General features: G+C 51.9%; 17 protein-coding genes and 2 tRNA genes. 16 read left to right on the top strand and 3 right to left on the bottom strand.

Annotation, left to right across the window (positions count from 1 at the left end; all coding sequences use genetic code 11):
• Positions 1-70 precede the first annotated feature (70 nt).
• The 4 genes from phoA (at position 71) to AAZR23_RS19650 (ending at position 4,299) form a co-directional block, all read left to right on the top strand.
• Positions 71-1,507 (top strand): alkaline phosphatase, encoded by a 1,437-nt coding sequence (gene phoA / locus AAZR23_RS19665; protein ID WP_434694425.1) that lies wholly within the window; start codon positions 71-73, stop codon positions 1,505-1,507.
• A 404-nt stretch (positions 1,508-1,911) separates the two neighbouring features.
• A complete protein-coding gene (locus AAZR23_RS19660; RefSeq protein WP_166706925.1) occupies positions 1,912-3,567 on the top strand; it encodes a Na/Pi cotransporter family protein in 1,656 nt (551 codons plus the stop codon).
• Positions 3,539-3,859 (top strand): hypothetical protein, encoded by a 321-nt coding sequence (locus AAZR23_RS19655; RefSeq protein WP_431739823.1) that lies wholly within the window; start codon positions 3,539-3,541, stop codon positions 3,857-3,859. The genes AAZR23_RS19660 and AAZR23_RS19655 overlap by 29 nt, the downstream gene beginning before the upstream one ends.
• Positions 3,860-4,038: 179 nt before the next feature.
• A complete protein-coding gene (locus AAZR23_RS19650) occupies positions 4,039-4,299 on the top strand; it encodes a DUF1435 family protein (protein WP_004237051.1) in 261 nt (86 codons plus the stop codon).
• A 41-nt stretch (positions 4,300-4,340) separates the two neighbouring features.
• On the opposite strand, the gene AAZR23_RS19645 is transcribed toward AAZR23_RS19650, so the two are convergent.
• From AAZR23_RS19645 to rsmC, 3 genes are all read right to left on the bottom strand, one after another.
• Positions 4,341-4,427 (bottom strand) — tRNA-Leu (locus tag AAZR23_RS19645).
• A gap of 48 nt (positions 4,428-4,475) precedes the next feature.
• Positions 4,476-4,562, bottom strand: a tRNA-Leu gene (locus AAZR23_RS19640).
• 102 nt (positions 4,563-4,664) lie between these two features.
• Complete coding sequence (gene rsmC / locus AAZR23_RS19635) at positions 4,665-5,678, bottom strand: 16S rRNA (guanine(1207)-N(2))-methyltransferase RsmC (RefSeq protein ID WP_046894020.1); 1,014 nt, start codon at positions 5,676-5,678, stop codon at positions 4,665-4,667.
• Positions 5,679-5,769: 91 nt separating this feature from the next.
• Between rsmC and AAZR23_RS19630 the strand changes: the two genes are divergently transcribed.
• The 12 genes from AAZR23_RS19630 (at position 5,770) to deoD (ending at position 18,560) form a co-directional block, all read left to right on the top strand.
• On the top strand, positions 5,770-6,180 hold the full coding sequence (locus tag AAZR23_RS19630) for a DNA polymerase III subunit psi (RefSeq protein ID WP_046894021.1): 411 nt from the start codon (positions 5,770-5,772) through the stop codon (positions 6,178-6,180).
• Positions 6,149-6,601, top strand: coding sequence for a ribosomal protein S18-alanine N-acetyltransferase (gene rimI, locus AAZR23_RS19625; RefSeq protein WP_054423847.1), 453 nt, complete (start codon positions 6,149-6,151; stop codon positions 6,599-6,601). The genes AAZR23_RS19630 and rimI overlap by 32 nt, the downstream gene beginning before the upstream one ends.
• 99 nt (positions 6,602-6,700) lie before the next feature.
• Entirely contained in the window at positions 6,701-7,933 is a 1,233-nt protein-coding gene (gene fliB, locus AAZR23_RS19620) for a flagellin lysine-N-methylase (RefSeq protein ID WP_434694424.1), read from the top strand.
• 125 nt (positions 7,934-8,058) lie between these two features.
• A complete protein-coding gene (gene prfC / locus AAZR23_RS19615) occupies positions 8,059-9,648 on the top strand; it encodes a peptide chain release factor 3 (protein ID WP_046894183.1) in 1,590 nt (529 codons plus the stop codon).
• A 227-nt stretch (positions 9,649-9,875) separates the two neighbouring features.
• A complete protein-coding gene (locus AAZR23_RS19610; protein WP_166706929.1) occupies positions 9,876-10,313 on the top strand; it encodes a BON domain-containing protein in 438 nt (145 codons plus the stop codon).
• Positions 10,314-10,345: 32 nt separating this feature from the next.
• Complete coding sequence (locus AAZR23_RS19605; protein WP_434694423.1) at positions 10,346-11,422, top strand: patatin-like phospholipase family protein; 1,077 nt, start codon at positions 10,346-10,348, stop codon at positions 11,420-11,422.
• 4 nt (positions 11,423-11,426) lie between these two features.
• On the top strand, positions 11,427-12,221 hold the full coding sequence (locus AAZR23_RS19600; RefSeq protein ID WP_434694421.1) for a TatD family hydrolase: 795 nt from the start codon (positions 11,427-11,429) through the stop codon (positions 12,219-12,221).
• A 359-nt stretch (positions 12,222-12,580) separates the two neighbouring features.
• On the top strand, positions 12,581-13,846 hold the full coding sequence (locus AAZR23_RS19595) for a NupC/NupG family nucleoside CNT transporter (protein ID WP_171819742.1): 1,266 nt from the start codon (positions 12,581-12,583) through the stop codon (positions 13,844-13,846).
• 445 nt (positions 13,847-14,291) lie between these two features.
• Positions 14,292-15,071, top strand: coding sequence for a deoxyribose-phosphate aldolase (gene deoC, locus AAZR23_RS19590; RefSeq protein ID WP_107680475.1), 780 nt, complete (start codon positions 14,292-14,294; stop codon positions 15,069-15,071).
• A 92-nt stretch (positions 15,072-15,163) separates the two neighbouring features.
• Positions 15,164-16,486 (top strand): thymidine phosphorylase, encoded by a 1,323-nt coding sequence (deoA, locus tag AAZR23_RS19585; protein ID WP_107680476.1) that lies wholly within the window; start codon positions 15,164-15,166, stop codon positions 16,484-16,486.
• Positions 16,487-16,548: 62 nt separating this feature from the next.
• Positions 16,549-17,772 carry a phosphopentomutase gene (gene deoB / locus AAZR23_RS19580; protein ID WP_046894029.1) on the top strand — a complete coding sequence of 408 codons (1,224 nt, stop codon included), beginning with the start codon at positions 16,549-16,551 and terminating at the stop codon, positions 17,770-17,772.
• A 68-nt stretch (positions 17,773-17,840) separates the two neighbouring features.
• On the top strand, positions 17,841-18,560 hold the full coding sequence (deoD, locus tag AAZR23_RS19575; RefSeq protein WP_024475051.1) for a purine-nucleoside phosphorylase: 720 nt from the start codon (positions 17,841-17,843) through the stop codon (positions 18,558-18,560).
• Positions 18,561-18,713: the final 153 nt, after the last annotated feature.

Genomic DNA, 18,713 nt, shown 5'->3' with positions numbered 1-18,713 from the left:
TGTCATAAGAGCGGATTAGGCTGTCCTGCGTTGATAACTGATAATTTTATTAATGACAAGGATTCTGCTCATGCTTCATGCGACGATGAAAACACGGGTTGCGGCCGCCGTTCTGGCACTGCTGACAGGTTCTGCATTACCGGCGGTTGCCGCAGGGAATGCAGATGCCATTCTGGCACAGGATCGCGCTGCGAAAGGCAATATCACGGAGTTCGGCGGTGCACGCCGCCTGTCGTCCGATCAGACTGAGGCGCTGAAAGCCGCTATCGGTCAGACTAAAGCAAAAAATGTGATTCTGTTTATCGGCGACGGTATGGGGGATTCCGAAATTACCGTGGCGCGTAACTACGCAGAGGGTGCAGGCGGCGTGTTTAAAGGGATTGATGCCCTGCCGCTGACCGGTCAGTACACCACATATGCGCTCGATAAGAAAACACAGAAACCGAATTATGTTACTGACTCCGCCGCGTCCGCGACAGCCTGGGCGTCCGGTGTGAAAACCTATAACGGAGCGCTGGGCATTGATGTCACCGGCAAACCGCACACCACGATTCTCGAGCTGGCAAAGAAAAACGGCAAAGCGACCGGGAATGTTACTACTTCTGAAATTCAGGATGCCACGCCGGCAGCCCTGATCTCTCATATCAGCCAGCGTAAATGCTACGGTCCGGAAGAAACGGCTGAGCGTTGCAGTGCCGATGCCCTGGAAAACGGCGGATTGGGCTCTATCAGTGAGCAACTGCTGAATGCCCGCGCGGATGTCACACTCGGCGGCGGGGCGAAGAGTTTCCGTCAGACAGCAAAAGCTGGTGAATATGCCGGGAAAACGCTGGAAGAGCAGGCAGCAGCTCGCGGTTATCTGGTCGTGAAAGATGCTAAATCACTGGCGGATATAAAAGCGACAAATCAGGATAAACCGGTACTCGGTTTATTCAGTGACGGCAATATGGAAGTCGCGTGGGAAGGTCCGAAAGCCTCTTACCGCGGCAGTCTCGATAAGCCGGTGGTGGAGTGCAAACCAAACTCAAAACTTGACCCGGATGCACCGACACTGGCTCAGATGACGGAAAAAGCCATTGACCTGCTGAAAGATCACGAAAACGGTTTCTTCTTACAGGTGGAAAGCGCATCTATCGATAAACAGGATCACGCTGCAAATGCCTGTGGTCAGATCGGCGAAACCGTTGCACTGGATGAAGCGGTACAAATCGGTATGGAATACGCCAAAAAACATGGTGATACACTGGTGATTGTCACCGCTGACCATGCCCATTCCAGTCAGATTATTGAAGCTGATGTGGTATCACCGGGGCTGACTCAGGCACTGCTGACCAAAGACGGCAGCGTGATGGCAGTCAACTACGGTAACTCGGAATCAGATTCGCAGGAGCATACGGGTGCCCAGCTGCGTGTGGCGGCATACGGTCCGGGGGCGGCGAATGTGGTAGGTCTGACGGATCAGACAGATTTATTCTTCACCATGCGGGATGCGATGGAACTGAAGTAATCTGCGGTACCTGATATTCACAATGTTCTGAAATGCTTTTCTTCATGTTGATAGTTTTACGTTGATGGTATTACGTTGATGGTTTTACGTTGATGGTATTATTTTGCTGATTTCAGCAGTGGCTGCCGCCGGTACTCTGTACCGGCGGTTTTTTATTATCTTTTGTAACATGATGATTTTTGAAATATATTTACCATAAGGTATACTTATCCGATGTCTCCGCCCGGGGACAGACATCCTGTATTCCGTAAAACTGTGTGTTTTATGCGATTTTTTTCTTCTGATGGCAGCGGTGTTTATTACTATTATCACATTGTGACACGGTGATCGTGTGATATACCGTTGATCTGATCGTTTTAACGGGAACACCATACTAATGACAACACCAGGCTGACGAAAACATTATGCTGACATTACTCCATCTTCTTTCATCCGTTGCGCTGCTGGTCTGGGGGACACACATTGTCCGGACCGGGATTATGCGCGTTTTTGGTGCGGATTTGCGGAGTCTGCTCGGAAAAAGCATCCGGAAAACATCACGGGCGTTTCTGGCCGGTCTGGGTGTGACTGCACTGGTGCAGAGCAGTAACGCCACCGCATTACTGGTGATCTCATTTGTGGCGCAGGGCATGATTGCGCTGCCGCCCGCACTGGTGATTATGCTGGGGGCTGATGTCGGAACGGCGCTGATGGCGCGGGTGCTGACGTTTGACCTCTCCTGGTTATCACCACTGCTGATTCTGGCGGGGGTCAGCACGTTTCTCAGTCAGAAAAAGAGCCGGACGGGACAACTCGGGCGTGTTGGTATCGGGCTGGGTCTGATTCTTCTGGCACTTCAGCTGATCGTTACCTCCGCAGAGCCGATTACACAGGCTTCTGCGGTTCAGGCCGTTTTCACTTCACTGAGCGGGGATGCGGTGCTGGCTCTGCTGGTTGGCGCGCTGTTCGCCATGGTCAGTTATTCCAGCCTGGCGGCGGTTCTGCTGACAGCCACTCTGAGTGCCACCGGTCTGGTGCCGCTGCATATCAGTCTGGCGATAGTGATCGGTTCCAATCTCGGCAGTGGTTTTCTGGCGCTGATGAGCAGCCGGGGCCAGAATGCCGTTGCCCGTCAGGTCATGCTCGGCAGCCTGTTTTTCAAGCTGATTGGCTGTGTGCTGGTACTGCCGTGGGTAAAACCGCTGGCACTCTGGATCGGCCAGTACAATCTGCCGGCGGCGGAAGTGGTTATCTGGTTCCATGTTGTGTATAACCTGGCCCGCTGTGTGCTGATGCTGGCACTGGTAAAACCGATGGCACGATTGTGTCAGCGGCTGGTCGCTGAACCGGAGGCGGCAGAAGACACGGCGGCCCCCCGTTATCTGGATCAGAGCGCACTGGATACGCCGTCTCTCGCACTCGCCAATGCGGTACGGGAAACCCTGCGGCTGGGGGATGTGATTGAGCAGATGTTACAGCGCTTTGACAGCCAGCTTGCGGGAAAAGGTGAACAGAAACGGCTGATCGGCCATCTGGAAGAGGAAGCGGAACTGCTGCACAGCAGTATCAAGCTCTATCTGGCGCAGTTGCAGCAGACTGAGCTGGGAGAGAGTGATTCCCGGCGCTGGGCGGAAGTGATTGATACCGCGATGTCGCTTCAGCAGTCTTCCCTGATTATCGGGCGGATGTCGCACGATGTGGCGAATCAGACTGCTGATCCGCAGCGCATCTTCTCAAAAGACGGCTACAGTGAACTGACCACCATGATGTCGCGGCTGCAAAATAACCTTAATCTGGCGATGTCAGTGTTTGTGTCCGGGGATGTGGATAATGCGCGGCGGTTGCGCCGGGCAAAACACCGGTTCCGTCTGCTGAATCAGCGTTATTCTTTTGCTCACGTGGAACGGCTGCATGTCAATAATCTGCAGAGTATCGGCAGCAGCCGGTTACATATCGGGCTGCTGGGGGATATGAAGCGTCTGAATTCTCTGTTTTGCTCTGTGGCCTATCATGTGTTAGAAGGTGTCGCAGATATAAAAGCAGAGACAACAAATGATGACACTTCTCACGAGACTGCTTGAACGGCAGGAGATTCCGCAGGTCTGGTCAATCGACCGGACTGAACTGATTGAACATCTGTACCTGCATCAGAAAGGTGAACTGGTGCTCTCTGCGCAGCGTCAGCTCTTTGCCTGCTGTAAAACAGCGGCAAAAGAGATGGGCGCGAAAGGGTTTTATATTTCATCCATTCCGTCAGAAAATACCGTGCATTTTTATCAGCACCCGGGATGCGAACTGATTGCAAAGCCGGACCCGGCGCTGTTTGCCCTTGAACCGGAAGATATCCATTTCGTGTTTTTTTTCCGTGACTGATCATTTAACACATTAATATCCGGTCAATTTATAGACGCATTAATTATAGGTGTATGATTTTAAGGTATATAATCATGCACCTTTTTTGCATTTTATGTGAAAAAGCGGTTGCAACGGGCAGCAGATTATTTATGATAACAGGAATGATTCTCATTTCGTTATTGTAAGGAGTGGCTGTGATGCAAATCAAACACCCGCTTTCATCGTTTTTCTGGCAGCAGTTAACCGGGGTCGGTGGCATGATGCTGGCGCTGATACCGGTTGTGTTGTTTTTATCACAGGGGCATGAACAGGATGCTGCCCGCATTGCATTAGCGGTAGTGATTCTGCTGACAATGCCGATGCTGTATAACCGCGTATTGCGTCATTTCCTGCTGATTCCGGCAGGTATTGCATTTGTTCTGGGAAGTCTGCTCTGGTTTGAGCATCTGAGGATGTGATATCCGGAAGTAAAGATTATTGCAGAAGATTATCATAACAGTGGTGCGAAGGGGGGGACTTGAACCCCCACGTCCGTAAGAACACTAACACCTGAAGCTAGCGCGTCTACCAATTCCGCCACCCTCGCAGGTACTGTCATTCAATCTGCTGTCAGTTGTGTGTGATAAGATCTGATTGGTGCGAAGGGGGGGACTTGAACCCCCACGTCCGTAAGGACACTAACACCTGAAGCTAGCGCGTCTACCAATTCCGCCACCCTCGCAATTCAGAACTATCTTGTTACTGATAGCATGGAGGCGGATTTTAGCGGTTTTATCCGCGCCGTCAATAATTTTTTATCAAAATTGGTGACTTCGCTTAATTATTAGGCATTTGTAGCCAGGTAGATCTTAAATTTGCCGGTTTGCGCCAGCACCTTATGCTGACCAAACGTGCTGTCCAGCAGATCCGGGTACGGCAAAAAGGCGTTCGCCACGATGCAGAGTTTTCCGCCGCGGTTCAGTCGGGCTTTGGCACCGGAGATAAGGCGTTGTGCCGCGCTGTAGCTGGTGTTCAGTCCGTCGTGGAACGGCGGGTTAGCGACGATCCAGTCATAGCGGTCGCTGATATCAGAATACACATCACTGGCGATAACACGCCCTTCCAGCTGATTGTGCGCCAGCGTTTCGCGTCCGGCCTCAAGAGCGGCGGCAGAGACATCACTGAGTGTAAGGGTCAGTCCCGGATTGCGTTTAGCCAGTACGGTCGCGATAACACCACTGCCGCAGGCGATATCCAGCAGTGAGCCGGTCACCGGCTGATTCAGTGATTCCAGCAGCAGTGCACTGCCGACATCAATATTATCCTGACTGAATACCCCCGGCAGCGTCACGATTTGCGCACCTTCTGCGGTATAACTGCCGAACCACTCTTTCAGGGCAAAGTGTGCCGGCGTGGTCAGTTCACCGTAATAAAGACCGCAGCGGCGGGCGCTGTCGATTTTACGGAGTGCCGTGAACGGCTCTGTCATTTTTTCCGCACTGCGGACACCACTGCGGTTTTCACCGACAATAAAAATATTGCTGCCAACCGGCAGACAGGAAAAAATCTGCGTCAGCTGGAACAGGGCTTCCTGTTTACTCTTCGGCCAGAAATAGATCAGTGTGTCGCACTGTGCAGCCGCTTCCGGGCTGACGGTCAGTGCAAATGCAGCGCGATCACCCAGCGGTGCACGTAAAGCCTGCCACTGATGATACTGACTGGTGCTGACATACACTGATTGTGCGGAAAGCTGTGCGGCAAGGGGATCCTGAATGTCCCCGGCAAGCAGGACACGGCTCCCGGTAAATTCGTCTGCATGACGTAAAATCACTTCACTGGCCGGGGTAAGCATGGACATCCGTTAACTCCTGTAAATCATAATTCGGCAGCATTGGCGCGGGCAGCGCGCTTTGCTAAGATAGTGTCGTTTGTTATTTCAGGGATACATTATGACGCGACGAGACAGAATGCTGGCTCAGATGGGGATCACCCAATGGACGCTGCGTCAGCCGCAGCGCCTGAAAGGGGAGCTGTCTGTACAGATCCCGGCTTCGGCACGTCTGCTGATCATAACCGATGAGCAGGCAGATCTCACCTGTGATTTACTCAGCGATATATTTCGCAGCCTGAATATCACGGCGGAAGATGTTTACTGCATCACGCCGGATAATGTACAGAGTATCCCGGCGCAGACAAATTGCCTGTGCTGGCTGCCGGGAACGGAAGCTGAACTGCCGGATTCACTGCCTTCATTACACTCACCCCGTATTGCCGATCTGTATCAGGATGCGCAGGCAAAACGGGGTTTATGGACACAAATTTATCATTATGATCACGCTGTCACCGCTGCTTCCCGCTGATTTTGCCGCCGCATTCCGTATTGAGCAGGCCGCTCACGCCTATCCCTGGAGTGACGCCACATTCCGCAGTAATCACGGCGAACGCTACCATAACCTGAAGCTGGAAACAGACGGGGAACTGGCCGGATTCGCTATCAATCAGACTGTGCTGGATGAAGCAACACTGTTTAACATTGCCGTTTCACCTGAACATCAGGGAAAAGGCTATGGCCGTCAGCTTTTGGAAAAAGTGATTGAGGATCTGACCGCAAAAGGGATTGCGACACTCTGGCTGGAGGTCAGGGCGTCAAACAGACCGGCGATTGCGCTGTATGAATCGCTCGGTTTTAATGAGGTTTCTGTCCGGAAGAATTATTATCCGGCGGCGCAGGGCAAAGAAGATGCGCTGATTATGGCGCTTTATCTGAGTTTCGGAATGTAATAGCAGGATAAACCGGATAAAACGGTGTTTTTTTATCCTTTTCGGTAATTTTCTGCGTGCTACCGTGATGGTATATATCTATCACAGGTACGCCTCCTCATGTTTATCCATAAAATTATCACACCGATATTTATCCGGCGCTTTGAATGCGCCGGTTCTGAGTGTCTTTCGCACTGCTGCCAGGACTGGTTTATCAGTATTGATAAGAAAACCTATAAAAAATATCACAGTGCTGACAGCATTGAGATTAAACAGATTTCTCAGGAACATGTGCTTAAATCGGAGCGCACCGATGCATATGCCTATATCCGGCTGACTGACGAAAAACAGTGCCCGTTTCTGACGGAAAAACGCCTGTGCGGGATCTACAGTAAACTCGGGCCTTCCGCGATGAGTGATACCTGCCGCGAATATCCGCGCAGTGAAGCAAAATATCAGAATGCGACATTTAAACGTTTGTCACTCTCCTGTCCGGAAGTTGTCCGCCAGTTGCTGTTTTCCGCTGATGCCATGCAGCTGACGGAAGAAGACCTGTATCTGAAAAAAGTACCTGATGACGCGGCACTGACTGATCCGCAATACCTGGTGTATCTCTGGTGTCTGAATCTGGTGCAGGCACCGTCACCGGAGTTTGAGGATAACCTCTATGCCGTTATGCAGCTGCTGACGTTTATCAGTAAACTCAGTTATGACATTGAGGCGAATTTTGACCGTATTCAGGGCGTGTATGAATTTCTGCTCAATGCAACGGAAAACGGGGAACTGACAGCAGAACGCAGAGCATTGCCGCATCCGGTCAGTTTTCAGACCGCAGTGCTGAGTGTTTACGGTAAATTTATCCCGAAACTGTCCCGCAGCGGTACTTTTTTACTCTCCACCTATATCAACACGCTGAACCAACTGGGAATGGATGAGCAGCAGACCACAGAACGCACAGAAGAAAACATGGCGCGTCTGCGGGCGGAATGGAAGGTACAGCAGCAGAACAGCTGTCTGAATGAACCGTACTCACTGCGCAATCTGTTTTCTTATCTGCTGTATCACAGCCAGTTTCCGCACGCGGATAATTTCACCGGTGAGGTTACCGGTACCCGTAATGCAATGTCTCATTTCAGTCTGCTGGTGATGGATTATTTTTATCTGCGCACCAATCTGGCGGCACTGGCGGCAACGGAAAAACGGCCCCTGAAAGAAAGTGATGTGCAGTTGCTGATGGGCGCCTATTTTGCCCTGAAAATGCATATGGGTGATATTAATACGTACTTGCTGGCACTGATGGATCGTTGTCAGATGAGTGATGCGGTCGCCTGCATCTGCCTGCTTGATAACTGAACCCGGGGCATTTTTCAGGCTTTTGTTGTCTCACGGGGCAATCCGGGCGAAAATAAGCGCCATTAATGAGAAATCAGGGGCGGGAACCGCGTGTTTCTGTCCCGCAGCCCCAGAAGAACACTCAGATGTCAAATAATGCATTTTTACAGGAAGTGGCCAAGCGCCGCACCTTTGCGATCATTTCGCACCCCGATGCCGGTAAAACTACCATTACCGAAAAAGTCCTGCTGTTCGGACAGGCTATCCAGAAAGCCGGTACGGTCAAAGGCCGCGGCTCTAACCAGCACGCCAAATCTGACTGGATGGAGATGGAAAAACAGCGCGGGATCTCTATCACCACATCGGTGATGCAGTTCCCGTATCACGATGCACTGGTAAACCTGCTGGACACCCCGGGGCATGAAGACTTCTCCGAAGATACCTACCGTACCCTGACGGCGGTTGACTGCTGCCTGATGGTTATCGATGCGGCAAAAGGGGTCGAAGATCGTACCCGTAAGCTGATGGAAGTTACCCGTCTGCGTGATACGCCGATCCTGACTTTTATGAACAAACTTGACCGTGATATCCGTGACCCGATGGAGTTACTGGATGAAGTGGAAAACGAGCTGAAAATTGCCTGCTCACCAATCACCTGGCCTATCGGCTGCGGTAAGCTGTTCAAAGGGGTCTATCACCTGTACCGCGATGAAACTTATCTGTATCAGACCGGTCAGGGGCATACCATTCAGGAAGTCCGCACCGTAAAAGGGCTGAATAACCCGGATCTGGATGCTGCTGTCGGTGAAGAGCTGGCAGCACAACTGCGTGATGAACTGGAACTGGTGCAGGGCGCATCCCATGAATTCGATGAGGAACTGTTCCTCGCCGGTGAACTGACACCGGTCTTCTTCGGTACCGCACTGGGGAATTTCGGGGTGGATCATATGCTGGACGGCCTGGTTTCCTGGGCACCGGCACCGATGCCGCGTCAGACCGATGTCCGCGAAGTGACGGCGAAAGAAGACAAATTCACCGGATTTGTGTTTAAAATTCAGGCCAATATGGATCCTAAACACCGTGACCGTGTGGCTTTCCTGCGCATTGTGTCCGGTGTGTATGAAAAAGGGATGAAACTGCATCAGGTGCGTCTCAAAAAAGATGTCGTGATTTCTGATGCGCTGACCTTTATGGCCGGTGACCGTGCGCATGTGGATTGTGCGTATCCCGGCGATATTATCGGGTTGCATAACCACGGTACTATTCAGATTGGTGATACCTTCACACAGGGCGAGATTCTGAAATTCACCGGTATCCCTAACTTTGCACCGGAACTGTTCCGCCGTATCCGTCTGCGCGATCCGCTGAAACAGAAACAGCTGCTCAAAGGGCTGGTTCAGTTGTCTGAAGAAGGCGCGGTACAGGTCTTCCGTCCGCTGGCAAACAACGACCTGATTGTCGGGGCGGTGGGTGTGCTTCAGTTTGATGTGGTGGTTGCCCGTCTGAAAAGCGAGTACAACGTCGAAGCTATTTATGAGGCGGTTAACGTCTCTACCGCCCGCTGGGTGGAATGTGACGATGCGAAAAAACTGGAAGAGTTCAAACGCAAAAACGAACTGCATCTGGCACTCGACGGCGGCGATAACCTTTCTTATATCGCACCGACGATGGTGAACCTGAATCTCACCGCAGAACGCTATCCGGATGTGAGCTTCCACAAAACCCGTGAGCACTGACAGAAAAATAACGCGCCTCCGGGCGCGTTCAGGCCGTTGACAAACCCGCAGGGGTTGGCGACGACCGCCAGAGGTTGTAAAAATAAACCAGGAAAATCAATCTGTTGATTTTCGGCTGATAATACAAAGCAGGAAAACCGCGTTTTATCCTGCTTTGTCAGCAATCTCAGCGCGCCTCCGGGCGCGTTTTTTTTATGCCGGAGTTAAGATACACTGACGGAGAGATTATGTTCATCATGAAAATGAAGAAGGATAAGATAATGCGCAATACCATGAAATCACTGGCCGTCCTGCTGGTCAGCGGTGCGCTGTTCAGTGCATCCGCAATGGCGGAAGAATCCCTGAGTCAGAAAGCCGGACAGGCGTGGGACAGTGCTTCTCAGTCTGCTGGAGATCTGAGTAAACAAGCGGAGCAGAAATTTGACGGTGCGGTAAAAGATGCCTCACTGCTGGTGGATGACAGCACGATTACCGCCAAAATCCGCGGTCAGCTGTTAAGCGCTGATGGCATTGACAGTAATGATATCGCGGTGAAAACCATTAATGGTACTGTGTATCTCTCCGGGTTTGTCACCACAGAGGCTCAGCGCACACAGATTATTAATATTGCCAAAGGTATTCCCGGCGTCCGTGCGGTGGAAGTCAGCATCGGACAGTATAAATAACCGGCCGGCTGTTCGTGCCGGGGGATGAGAGAATGGGAACGTATATCCCGGTGACACCCGGGAAAATCGCACCACTGGCCTGGTTGCCTGATCCGCTTCAGGCAACCGGAAAACTGGCGCTGGTCTGCGAAGGCGGCGGACAGCGCGGGATCTTTACAGCCGGTGTGCTGGATGAATTCCTTAAAGCCGGGTTTAACCCGTTTGACTTACTGATAGGGACATCTGCCGGTGCGCAAAACCTGTCAGCATATCTGTGCGGCCAGCGCGGGTATGCCCGTCATATCATTACCCGTTATACCACTGATAAACAATTCTTTAATCCGCTGCGTTTTATCCGTGGCGGAAATCTTATTGATCTCGACTGGCTGATTAACACGACGTCGGCGGAATGCCCGCTGGATACCGCACATGCCTTGCGGCGTTTTGAGCAGGGGCAGGAGTTTTATATGTGTGCCAGCCGGGCGGATAACCTGGATGCCGCCTATTTTAGTCCGCAGGCCGGAGACTGGCTGGAATATATCAAAGCGTCCAGCGCCATCCCCGGGTTTTACCGCGAAGGGGTGGAGATTGACGGCATTACATATCATGACGGGGGGATCAGCGATGCTGTGCCGGTTATTGAGGCGTGGCGGCGGGGGGCTACCCGGATTGTGGTGATCCGTACTGTCCCGTCACAGCTCTATTACACGCCGGAGTGGGTGAAACGCATGGAGCGCTGGCTGGAAAAAAGTCATCTGAAGCGGATGGTGGCGATGATGAAACAGCACGCCAAAAGCTATTACCGGACACAAAAGTTTATTCAGTCACCGCCGCCGGGTGTTGAAATTGCTGAAATTTATCCGAATGCGCCACTGGCGAGCAATGCGCTCGGCAGCCGGGTAAAAACCCTGATGCAGGATTACCGCCTGGGCCGCCGCAGCGGACGCTATTTTCTCGCGACACTCGGTAACCGCTGGGCTGCTTATGAGCCGGTACGGACATCTGTACTGCGTGTTCCGCCTGCTTCTAACGACAATGATTCACAATTACCGGTTACTGATGGCTCCGCAGCAGTATTACACTCACCGGATTATTCACCGGGACACTCACCAGAAAAGCCGGCGGATTAAATAAATGCCATTTATTGATACTCACTGCCATTTTGATTTTCCGTTTTTTACGGATGACCTTGCCCGTCACAAAGCCGCAGCGGCACAGGCCGGGCTGACTGATATTATTATCCCGGCGGTCAGTCATTGGAATCTCGGTACTGTCGCCGGGTTATGCCGCTCATCCGGCAGTGAGCCTCCCCGCCTGCATGCCGCATTCGGTCTGCATCCGCTTTATATTGCGGAACATACATCAGCGCATCTGGAACAGCTTGAGTCGCTGATCAGCGAAAGCGGCGCAGAATGCGCGGCTGTCGGGGAGATCGGTCTGGATCGCTATATGGACGACCCGCAGTGGGATAAGCAGCTTGATTTTTTTATCGCTCAGCTGAAGTTAGCTGCGCGGGCGGATAAACCGGTTATTCTGCATTCCCGTAAAACCCATGACACGCTGGCGGCTGTTCTGCGCCGCCATCCGGTTCCCCGCGGTGGTGTGGTTCACGGTTTTGCAGGCAGTTTTGCCCAGGCAGATGCTTTTGTGAAACTGGGGTATTACATCGGCGTCGGCGGTACGATTACTTATGAGCGGGCGCAGAAAACCCGGCGGGCAATCGCACAGCTCCCGCTTTCTGCGTTATTACTGGAAACTGATGCTCCGGATATGCCGCTCAGCGGTTTTCAGGGCGAACCGAACCGCCCGGAGCGGATTGTCCGTACGTTTGAGGTGCTCTGTTCACTGCGCAGTGAATCTCCGGAGGAGATTGCTGCTCAGATTTATCGCAATAGCTGTACACTTTTTTCCCTGCAATCATCTGATTAAGATTCCTGAATCGATTTTCCCCCGATTTTGTTCTGTTGCAGCCGGTATTCCGTGTGCCAAAACACCTGAAATCACCTACAATTGTAAGCAGATGTTATTTCATGTTAGTTATCTGATTAAATATCCGTCAATTCCCGGATTCTCAGGGATTTTTCAGAGAAAAACAGTTCAATAATGTGATTGTCATCATGTTTTCGTATTTTTTGTTACTTTTTTCAGTCGTTATTTGTGACGCAAGTTGATTGTTAACCGGACTGACCGGGTATAATCAGCGCCACAGGGTCCTGCTCTGAGCTGCATGCGGAACAGGACTATTAATCTTCATTATCGTGAACAGGGATACTTCCATGCAACTCCTTATGAGTCTGGTCGGGATGGCAGTGCTGATCTTTATCGCAGTACTGTTTTCCAGTGATCGCCGGGCAATCAAACTGCGGACTGTTATCGGTGCCTTTATTATTCAGGTGCTGATCGGCGCGCTGGTTCTTTATGTCCCGATGGGACGCAAAATCCTCCTTGCAATGTCTGACGGTGTCGCCAGTGTTATCGGCTACGGCCAGAAAGGGATGGACTTCATTTTCGGCGGCCTGGTCTCTGACAAAATGTTTGAGGTATTCGGCGGCGGCGGTTTCGTCTTTGCCCTGCGTGTTCTGCCGGTTATTGTGTTCTTCTCCTCGCTGATTGCTGTTCTGTATTACCTCGGTATTATGCAGTTTGTGATTAAAATTCTCGGCGGCGGCTTACAGAAACTGCTGGGCACATCCCGTACCGAATCCCTGTCCGCGACAGCCAACATCTTTGTGGGACAAACAGAAGCCCCGCTGGTGGTGCGTCCGTATATCTCCGGGATGACCAATTCCGAACTGTTCGCGGTAATGTGTGGTGGTCTGGCATCCGTGGCCGGTTCTGTTCTCGCCGGGTATGCGCAGATGGGCGTTCCGCTGGAGTACCTGATCGCAGCATCCTTTATGGCGGCACCGGGTGGTCTGCTGTTTGCGAAACTGATGGTACCTGAGACCGAGCACTTTGATGACCGTACCGAAGCCATGGCCGGTATGGCGGAAGAAGAGCGCCCTGCCAACATCATTGATGCGGCGGCAAGCGGTGCCTCTTCCGGTATGCAACTGGCGCTGAACGTAGGTGCAATGCTGCTGGCGTTTATTGCGCTGATCGCGTTAATCAACGGGATCTTAGGCGGTGTCGGCGGCTGGTTTGACTATCCGCAGCTGTCACTGGAACTGATCCTCGGCTGGCTCTTCTCACCAATTGCTTTCCTGATCGGTGTACCGTGGAATGAGGCGATGACTGCCGGTTCGTTTATCGGACAGAAAATTGTGGTCAACGAATTTGTTGCCTTCATGAACTTCGGTGAATACATGAAGCCGGATGCGCAGGTTATTGCTGCCGGTTTACAGCCGCTGTCTGATCACACCAAAGCGATTATCTCCTTTGCACTGTGCGGCTTTGCCAACCTGTCTTCAGTCGCGATCCTGCTGGGCGGCCTGGGCGGTATGGCGCCTAACCGCCGTAAAGACGTGGCACGTCTGGGTATGAAAGCGGTAATGGCCGGTACACTCTCCAACCTGATGAGTGCAACCATCGCCGGCTTCTTCCTGGCACTGTAACTGCTCCTCCCGCACAGGTGAATCCGGTTCACCTGTGCGTTTTACTGATTCGGTGTACTTGTCTTTCTGTCTCTCCCTGTCTATCTGTTTCCTGCGCTATACTATGCTGTGAATATGTGCTGTTATTTTGTGCATATCAGGCTGTTATTGTGATTTTTATCACATAACTGTATGTATTGATGTAAATGCCGTTATATAAACGTGATGAAAGGCACGTATTATAGTGCCAAGACATGCTCCAATAAGGCATGGATACCTTATAACGGATTCGGTGTTCTGTTTACAGTCACCTGTATTACAGCGCGGTGAGAAGGACCTCAGCGTTAACTCTTATCACAAGAGAGGCAACGTCTTCACGGAACCAAGTCCCGCTCGCCAACACATTTTGCATCGTTCAGATATTGCGTCTGCCCGCTAATGGCGCAGACATACGTTGGAGAGTTTTATGACCGATTTAACCGCCGCAGCGCAGCGCGCGTTGTCTTTAATGGATTTAACCACCCTGAATGATGATGATACTGACGCGAAAGTCACTGCGTTGTGTCATCAGGCGAAAAGTCCGGCAGGCCAGACTGCGGCTGTCTGTATTTATCCGCGTTTTATCCCGTTAGCCCGTAAAGTTCTGCGTGAGCAGGGGACGCCGGAAGTGCGTATCGCAACTGTCACCAATTTCCCGCACGGTAATGATGATATTGAAATCGCGCTGGCGGAAACCAATGCCGCGATTGCTTACGGCGCAGATGATGTGGACGTGGTATTCCCGTACCGTGCTCTGATGGCCGGTAATACGCAGGTTGGTTTTGATATGGTAAAAGCCTGCAAAGAAGCCTGTGCCAAACACAATGTACTGCTGAAAGTGATCATCGAAAGCGGTGAGCTGAAAGATCCGGCATTAATTCGTCAGGCATCTGAAATCTCCATCAAAGCCGGTGCTGACTTTATTAAAACCTCCACCGGTAAAGTCCCGGTCAACGCCACGCCGGAAACCGCGGAAATCATGATGACAGTGATCCGTGATATGGGTGTTGGTAAAACCGTTGGTTTCAAACCGGCCGGTGGTGTCCGCACTGCGGAAGAAGCCGCGCAGTATCTGGCGATGGCTGACCGCATCATGGGGGAAGGCTGGGCCGACTCCCGTCACTTCCGCTTTGGCGCATCCAGCCTGCTGGCCAGCCTGCTTAATACGCTGGGCTATGCAGACGCCAAATCTGACAGCAAGTATTAATCACATTTACCGGGCTGCTTTGCAGTCCGGTTTTTTGATTAACCCGGCACCTCAGGTACCGGGACGGATCCGGTATTTTTAAGGAGAACACCGTGTTTCTGGCTCAGGAAATTATCCGCAAAAAACGGGACGGACATCCGCTCTCTGATGAGGAAATTCGTTTCTTTATTAACGGCGTACGTGATAATTCAGTCTCTGAGGGACAAATTGCGGCGCTGGCGATGACTATTTATTTCCATGATATGAACCCGCAGGAGCGCGTCTCGCTGACACTGGCGATGCGGGACTCCGGATCGGTTCTGGACTGGAAACACCTTAATTTACCGGGACCGGTTGTGGATAAACATTCCACTGGTGGTGTCGGGGATGTAACCTCCCTGATGCTCGGACCGATGGTCGCTGCCTGCGGCGGCTATATCCCGATGATCTCCGGCCGCGGTCTGGGGCATACCGGCGGTACGCTCGACAAACTGGAAGCGATTCCCGGTTTTGACATTTTCCCGGATGATGAAACCTTCCGCCGCATCATCAAAGAGACCGGTGTGGCGATTATCGGCCAGACTAACTCTCTGGCACCGGCGGACAAGCGTTTTTATGCAACCCGCGATATTACGGCAACCGTAGATTCAATCCCGCTTATCACCGCCTCTATCCTCGGCAAAAAACTGGCTGAAGGCCTGGATGCGCTGGTGATGGATGTGAAAGTGGGCTCCGGGGCATTTATGCCGACATATGAATTATCAGAGCAGCTGGCGCAGGCGATCGTACAGGTTGCCAACGGCGCGGGCTGCCGGACGACCGCACTGCTGACTGACATGAATCAGGTGCTGGCCTCCAGTGCCGGTAATGCGGTGGAAGTGCGTGAAGCGGTGCGTTTCCTGACCGGTGAGTACCGCAATCCGCGTCTGTATGACGTTACCATGGCACTGTGCAAAGAGATGCTGGTCTCCGGCGGACTGGCGGCTGACCGCACAGAGGCGGAAGAAAAACTGCAGCGTGTGCTGGATAATGGCAAAGCGGCGGAAATTTTCGGCCGGATGGTAGCCGCACAGAGCGGACCGGCTGATTTTATCGAACGCTATTCGCACTATCTGCCATCGGCAGTACTCAGCAAACCGGTCTATGCTGAAACTGAAGGCATTGTCACCGCGATGGATACCCGCGCACTGGGCATGGCGGTTGTTGCACTGGGCGGCGGACGCCGTAAAGCCAGCGATCCGATTGACTACAGCGTCGGGTTAAGTGATATTGCGCCGATCAACAGTATTGCGGACGGACAGATGCCGCTGGCGATGATCCATGCCAATAATGAAGAAGCGTGGAATGAAGCGGCTCAGGCAGTACGTCAGGCCATCACACTGAGTGAACACCCGGTTACTGATACCCCGCTGATTTACCGCCGGATCAGCGAATAAGAACAATTTTGTTATTCACGCGGAGCCCTGCATCCTGACGTGATCTGACACAGGAGAGAAGTATGAAACGTACATTTATTATGGTGCTGGATTCATTCGGTATCGGCGCAGCACATGATGCCGCTGATTTCGGCGACACCGGTGCTGACACGTTAGGTCATATCGCACAGGCCTGTGCCCGCGGTGAAGCAGATAAAGGCCGTAAAGGGCCGCTGCATCTGCCGAATCTGTCCCGTCTGGGACTGGGTAAAGCCGCAGAAGAATCCACCGGGCATTTCCCGGAAGGTCTGGATAAAGATGCAGAGATCATCGGCGCATACGGCTACGCCGGGGAATTATCTTCCGGTAAAGATACCCCGTCCGGTCACTGGGAAATTGCCGGCGTACCGGTTCTGTTTGACTGGGGCTATTTCAGCGATCATGAAAACAGCTTCCCGCAGGAATTACTGGATATTCTCGTTAAACGCGCCAATCTGCCGGGCTATCTCGGTAACTGCCACTCATCCGGCACCGTGATTTTAGATCAGCTCGGCGAAGAGCATATGAAAACCGGCAAACCGATTTTCTATACCTCTGCGGACTCCGTTTTCCAGATTGCCTGCCACGAAGAAACATACGGCCTGGAAAAACTGTATGAGCTGTGTGAAATTGCCCGTGAAGAACTGACCAAAGGCGGTTACAACATCGGCCGTGTGATTGCCCGTCCGTTTACCGGCGAAAAAGCCGGTTCATTTGAACGTACCGGCAACCGTCACGACTACGCGGTAGAGCCGCCGTCAGCCACCATGCTGCAAAAGCTGGCGGAGGAAAAGCAGGGGGAAGTGGTCTCCATCGGTAAAATCGCGGATATTTATGCCCATGTGGGTATCACCAAAAAAGTGAAAGCAACCGGGATTGATGCGCTGTTTGACGCATCGCTGGAAGAGATGAAACTGGCTGGCGATAACACTATCGTCTTTACCAACTTTGTTGATTTCGATTCCTCCTACGGCCACCGCCGTGATGTAGCCGGTTATGCCGCAGCGCTGGAGTTATTTGACCGCCGTCTGCCGGAAATGCTGAAGCTGGTGAAAGAGGATGATATTCTGATCCTGACCGCCGATCACGGCTGTGATCCGACCTGGCCTGGTACCGATCATACCCGCGAGCATATTCCGGTATTGGTTTACGGACCGAAAGTCAAACCGGGCTCACTGGGCTACCGTGAAACATTTGCGGATATCGGACAGACAGTTGCGTCCTATTTTAATTTATCCCCGATGGATTACGGCAAAAACATGCTGTAATGTGTTTCTTTTTTCGGGCAGACAGTCAGTCTGCCCTTTCCCTTTGGATTGACTGAAAGGATTTTTTTATGGCTACCCCTCACATTAATGCTGAACGTGGTGATTTTGCTGATGTTGTTCTGATGCCCGGCGACCCGCTGCGTGCAAAATACATTGCAGAAAATTTTCTGGAAGATATTAAACAGGTTAACAATGTGCGTGGCATGCTGGGTTTTACCGGAACCTATAAAGGCCGCCGTATTTCCGTGATGGGTCACGGTATGGGTATCCCGTCCTGCTCCATTTATGCCAAAGAGCTGATCACCGAATTTGATGTGAAAACCATTATCCGTGTCGGTTCCTGCGGGGCTATCAGCCGTGATGTCAAACTGCGTGATGTGGTCATCGGGATGGGTGCGAGTACGGACTCCAAAGTGAACCGTCTGCGTTTCAAGGATAACGACTTCGCGGCTATCGCGGATTTCGGCCTGGTACGCAATGCCGTTGAAGCTGCTGAAACTGCCGGTATTCCGGCGCGTGTCGGTAATATCTTCTCTGCCGATTTATTCTATACGCCGGACCCGCAAATGTTTGACGTGATGGAAAAATACGGCATCCTGGGCGTGGAAATGGAAGCTGCCGGTATTTATGGCGTAGCGGCGGAATTCGGAGCGAAAGCGCTGACTATCTGTACTGTTTCTGACCATATCCGTACCGGTGAAAACTTACCGGCAGAAGAACGTCAGACTACTTTTAATGAAATGATCACTATTGCACTGGAATCTGTTTTACTGGGCGATAAGAAGTAATTTATTTCAGTCATTATAAAAACCGCTGCCGGTATTATTCTCCGGCAGCGGTTTTTTTATTATTTACTGTTATCAGGTCCGGTATGAATTTCTGAAACACCATTTCCTATCGCAATTTTAAAACTAAAATCACAGGTTTTATTGAGAACTTTG

Source organism: Morganella sp. Je.2.23 (assembly GCF_051129855.1).
Classification (GTDB): Bacteria; Pseudomonadota; Gammaproteobacteria; order Enterobacterales; family Enterobacteriaceae; genus Morganella; species Morganella sibonii.
The sequence above is the reverse complement of the archived record's forward strand: the minus strand, read 5'-3'. Positions and strand labels throughout refer to the sequence as shown.

What these genes read in the sequence shown, in the direction of transcription:
- AAZR23_RS19600 (WP_434694421.1), top strand. Translation starts at nt 11,427, where the DNA reads ATGCCATTTATTGATACTCACTGCCATTTTGATTTTCCGTTTTTTACG.
- AAZR23_RS19655 (WP_431739823.1), top strand. Translation starts at nt 3,539, where the DNA reads ATGATGACACTTCTCACGAGACTGCTTGAACGGCAGGAGATTCCGCAG.
- deoC (WP_107680475.1), top strand. Translation starts at nt 14,292, where the DNA reads ATGACCGATTTAACCGCCGCAGCGCAGCGCGCGTTGTCTTTAATGGAT.
- AAZR23_RS19605 (WP_434694423.1), top strand. Translation starts at nt 10,346, where the DNA reads ATGGGAACGTATATCCCGGTGACACCCGGGAAAATCGCACCACTGGCC.
- phoA (WP_434694425.1), top strand. Translation starts at nt 71, where the DNA reads ATGCTTCATGCGACGATGAAAACACGGGTTGCGGCCGCCGTTCTGGCA.
- AAZR23_RS19610 (WP_166706929.1), top strand. Translation starts at nt 9,876, where the DNA reads ATGTTCATCATGAAAATGAAGAAGGATAAGATAATGCGCAATACCATG.
- deoD (WP_024475051.1), top strand. Translation starts at nt 17,841, where the DNA reads ATGGCTACCCCTCACATTAATGCTGAACGTGGTGATTTTGCTGATGTT.
- deoB (WP_046894029.1), top strand. Translation starts at nt 16,549, where the DNA reads ATGAAACGTACATTTATTATGGTGCTGGATTCATTCGGTATCGGCGCA.
- rimI (WP_054423847.1), top strand. Translation starts at nt 6,149, where the DNA reads ATGATCACGCTGTCACCGCTGCTTCCCGCTGATTTTGCCGCCGCATTC.
- fliB (WP_434694424.1), top strand. Translation starts at nt 6,701, where the DNA reads ATGTTTATCCATAAAATTATCACACCGATATTTATCCGGCGCTTTGAA.
- AAZR23_RS19595 (WP_171819742.1), top strand. Translation starts at nt 12,581, where the DNA reads ATGAGTCTGGTCGGGATGGCAGTGCTGATCTTTATCGCAGTACTGTTT.
- rsmC (WP_046894020.1), bottom strand. Translation starts at nt 5,678, where the DNA reads ATGTCCATGCTTACCCCGGCCAGTGAAGTGATTTTACGTCATGCAGAC.
- prfC (WP_046894183.1), top strand. Translation starts at nt 8,059, where the DNA reads ATGTCAAATAATGCATTTTTACAGGAAGTGGCCAAGCGCCGCACCTTT.
- AAZR23_RS19660 (WP_166706925.1), top strand. Translation starts at nt 1,912, where the DNA reads ATGCTGACATTACTCCATCTTCTTTCATCCGTTGCGCTGCTGGTCTGG.
- AAZR23_RS19650 (WP_004237051.1), top strand. Translation starts at nt 4,039, where the DNA reads ATGCAAATCAAACACCCGCTTTCATCGTTTTTCTGGCAGCAGTTAACC.
- AAZR23_RS19630 (WP_046894021.1), top strand. Translation starts at nt 5,770, where the DNA reads ATGACGCGACGAGACAGAATGCTGGCTCAGATGGGGATCACCCAATGG.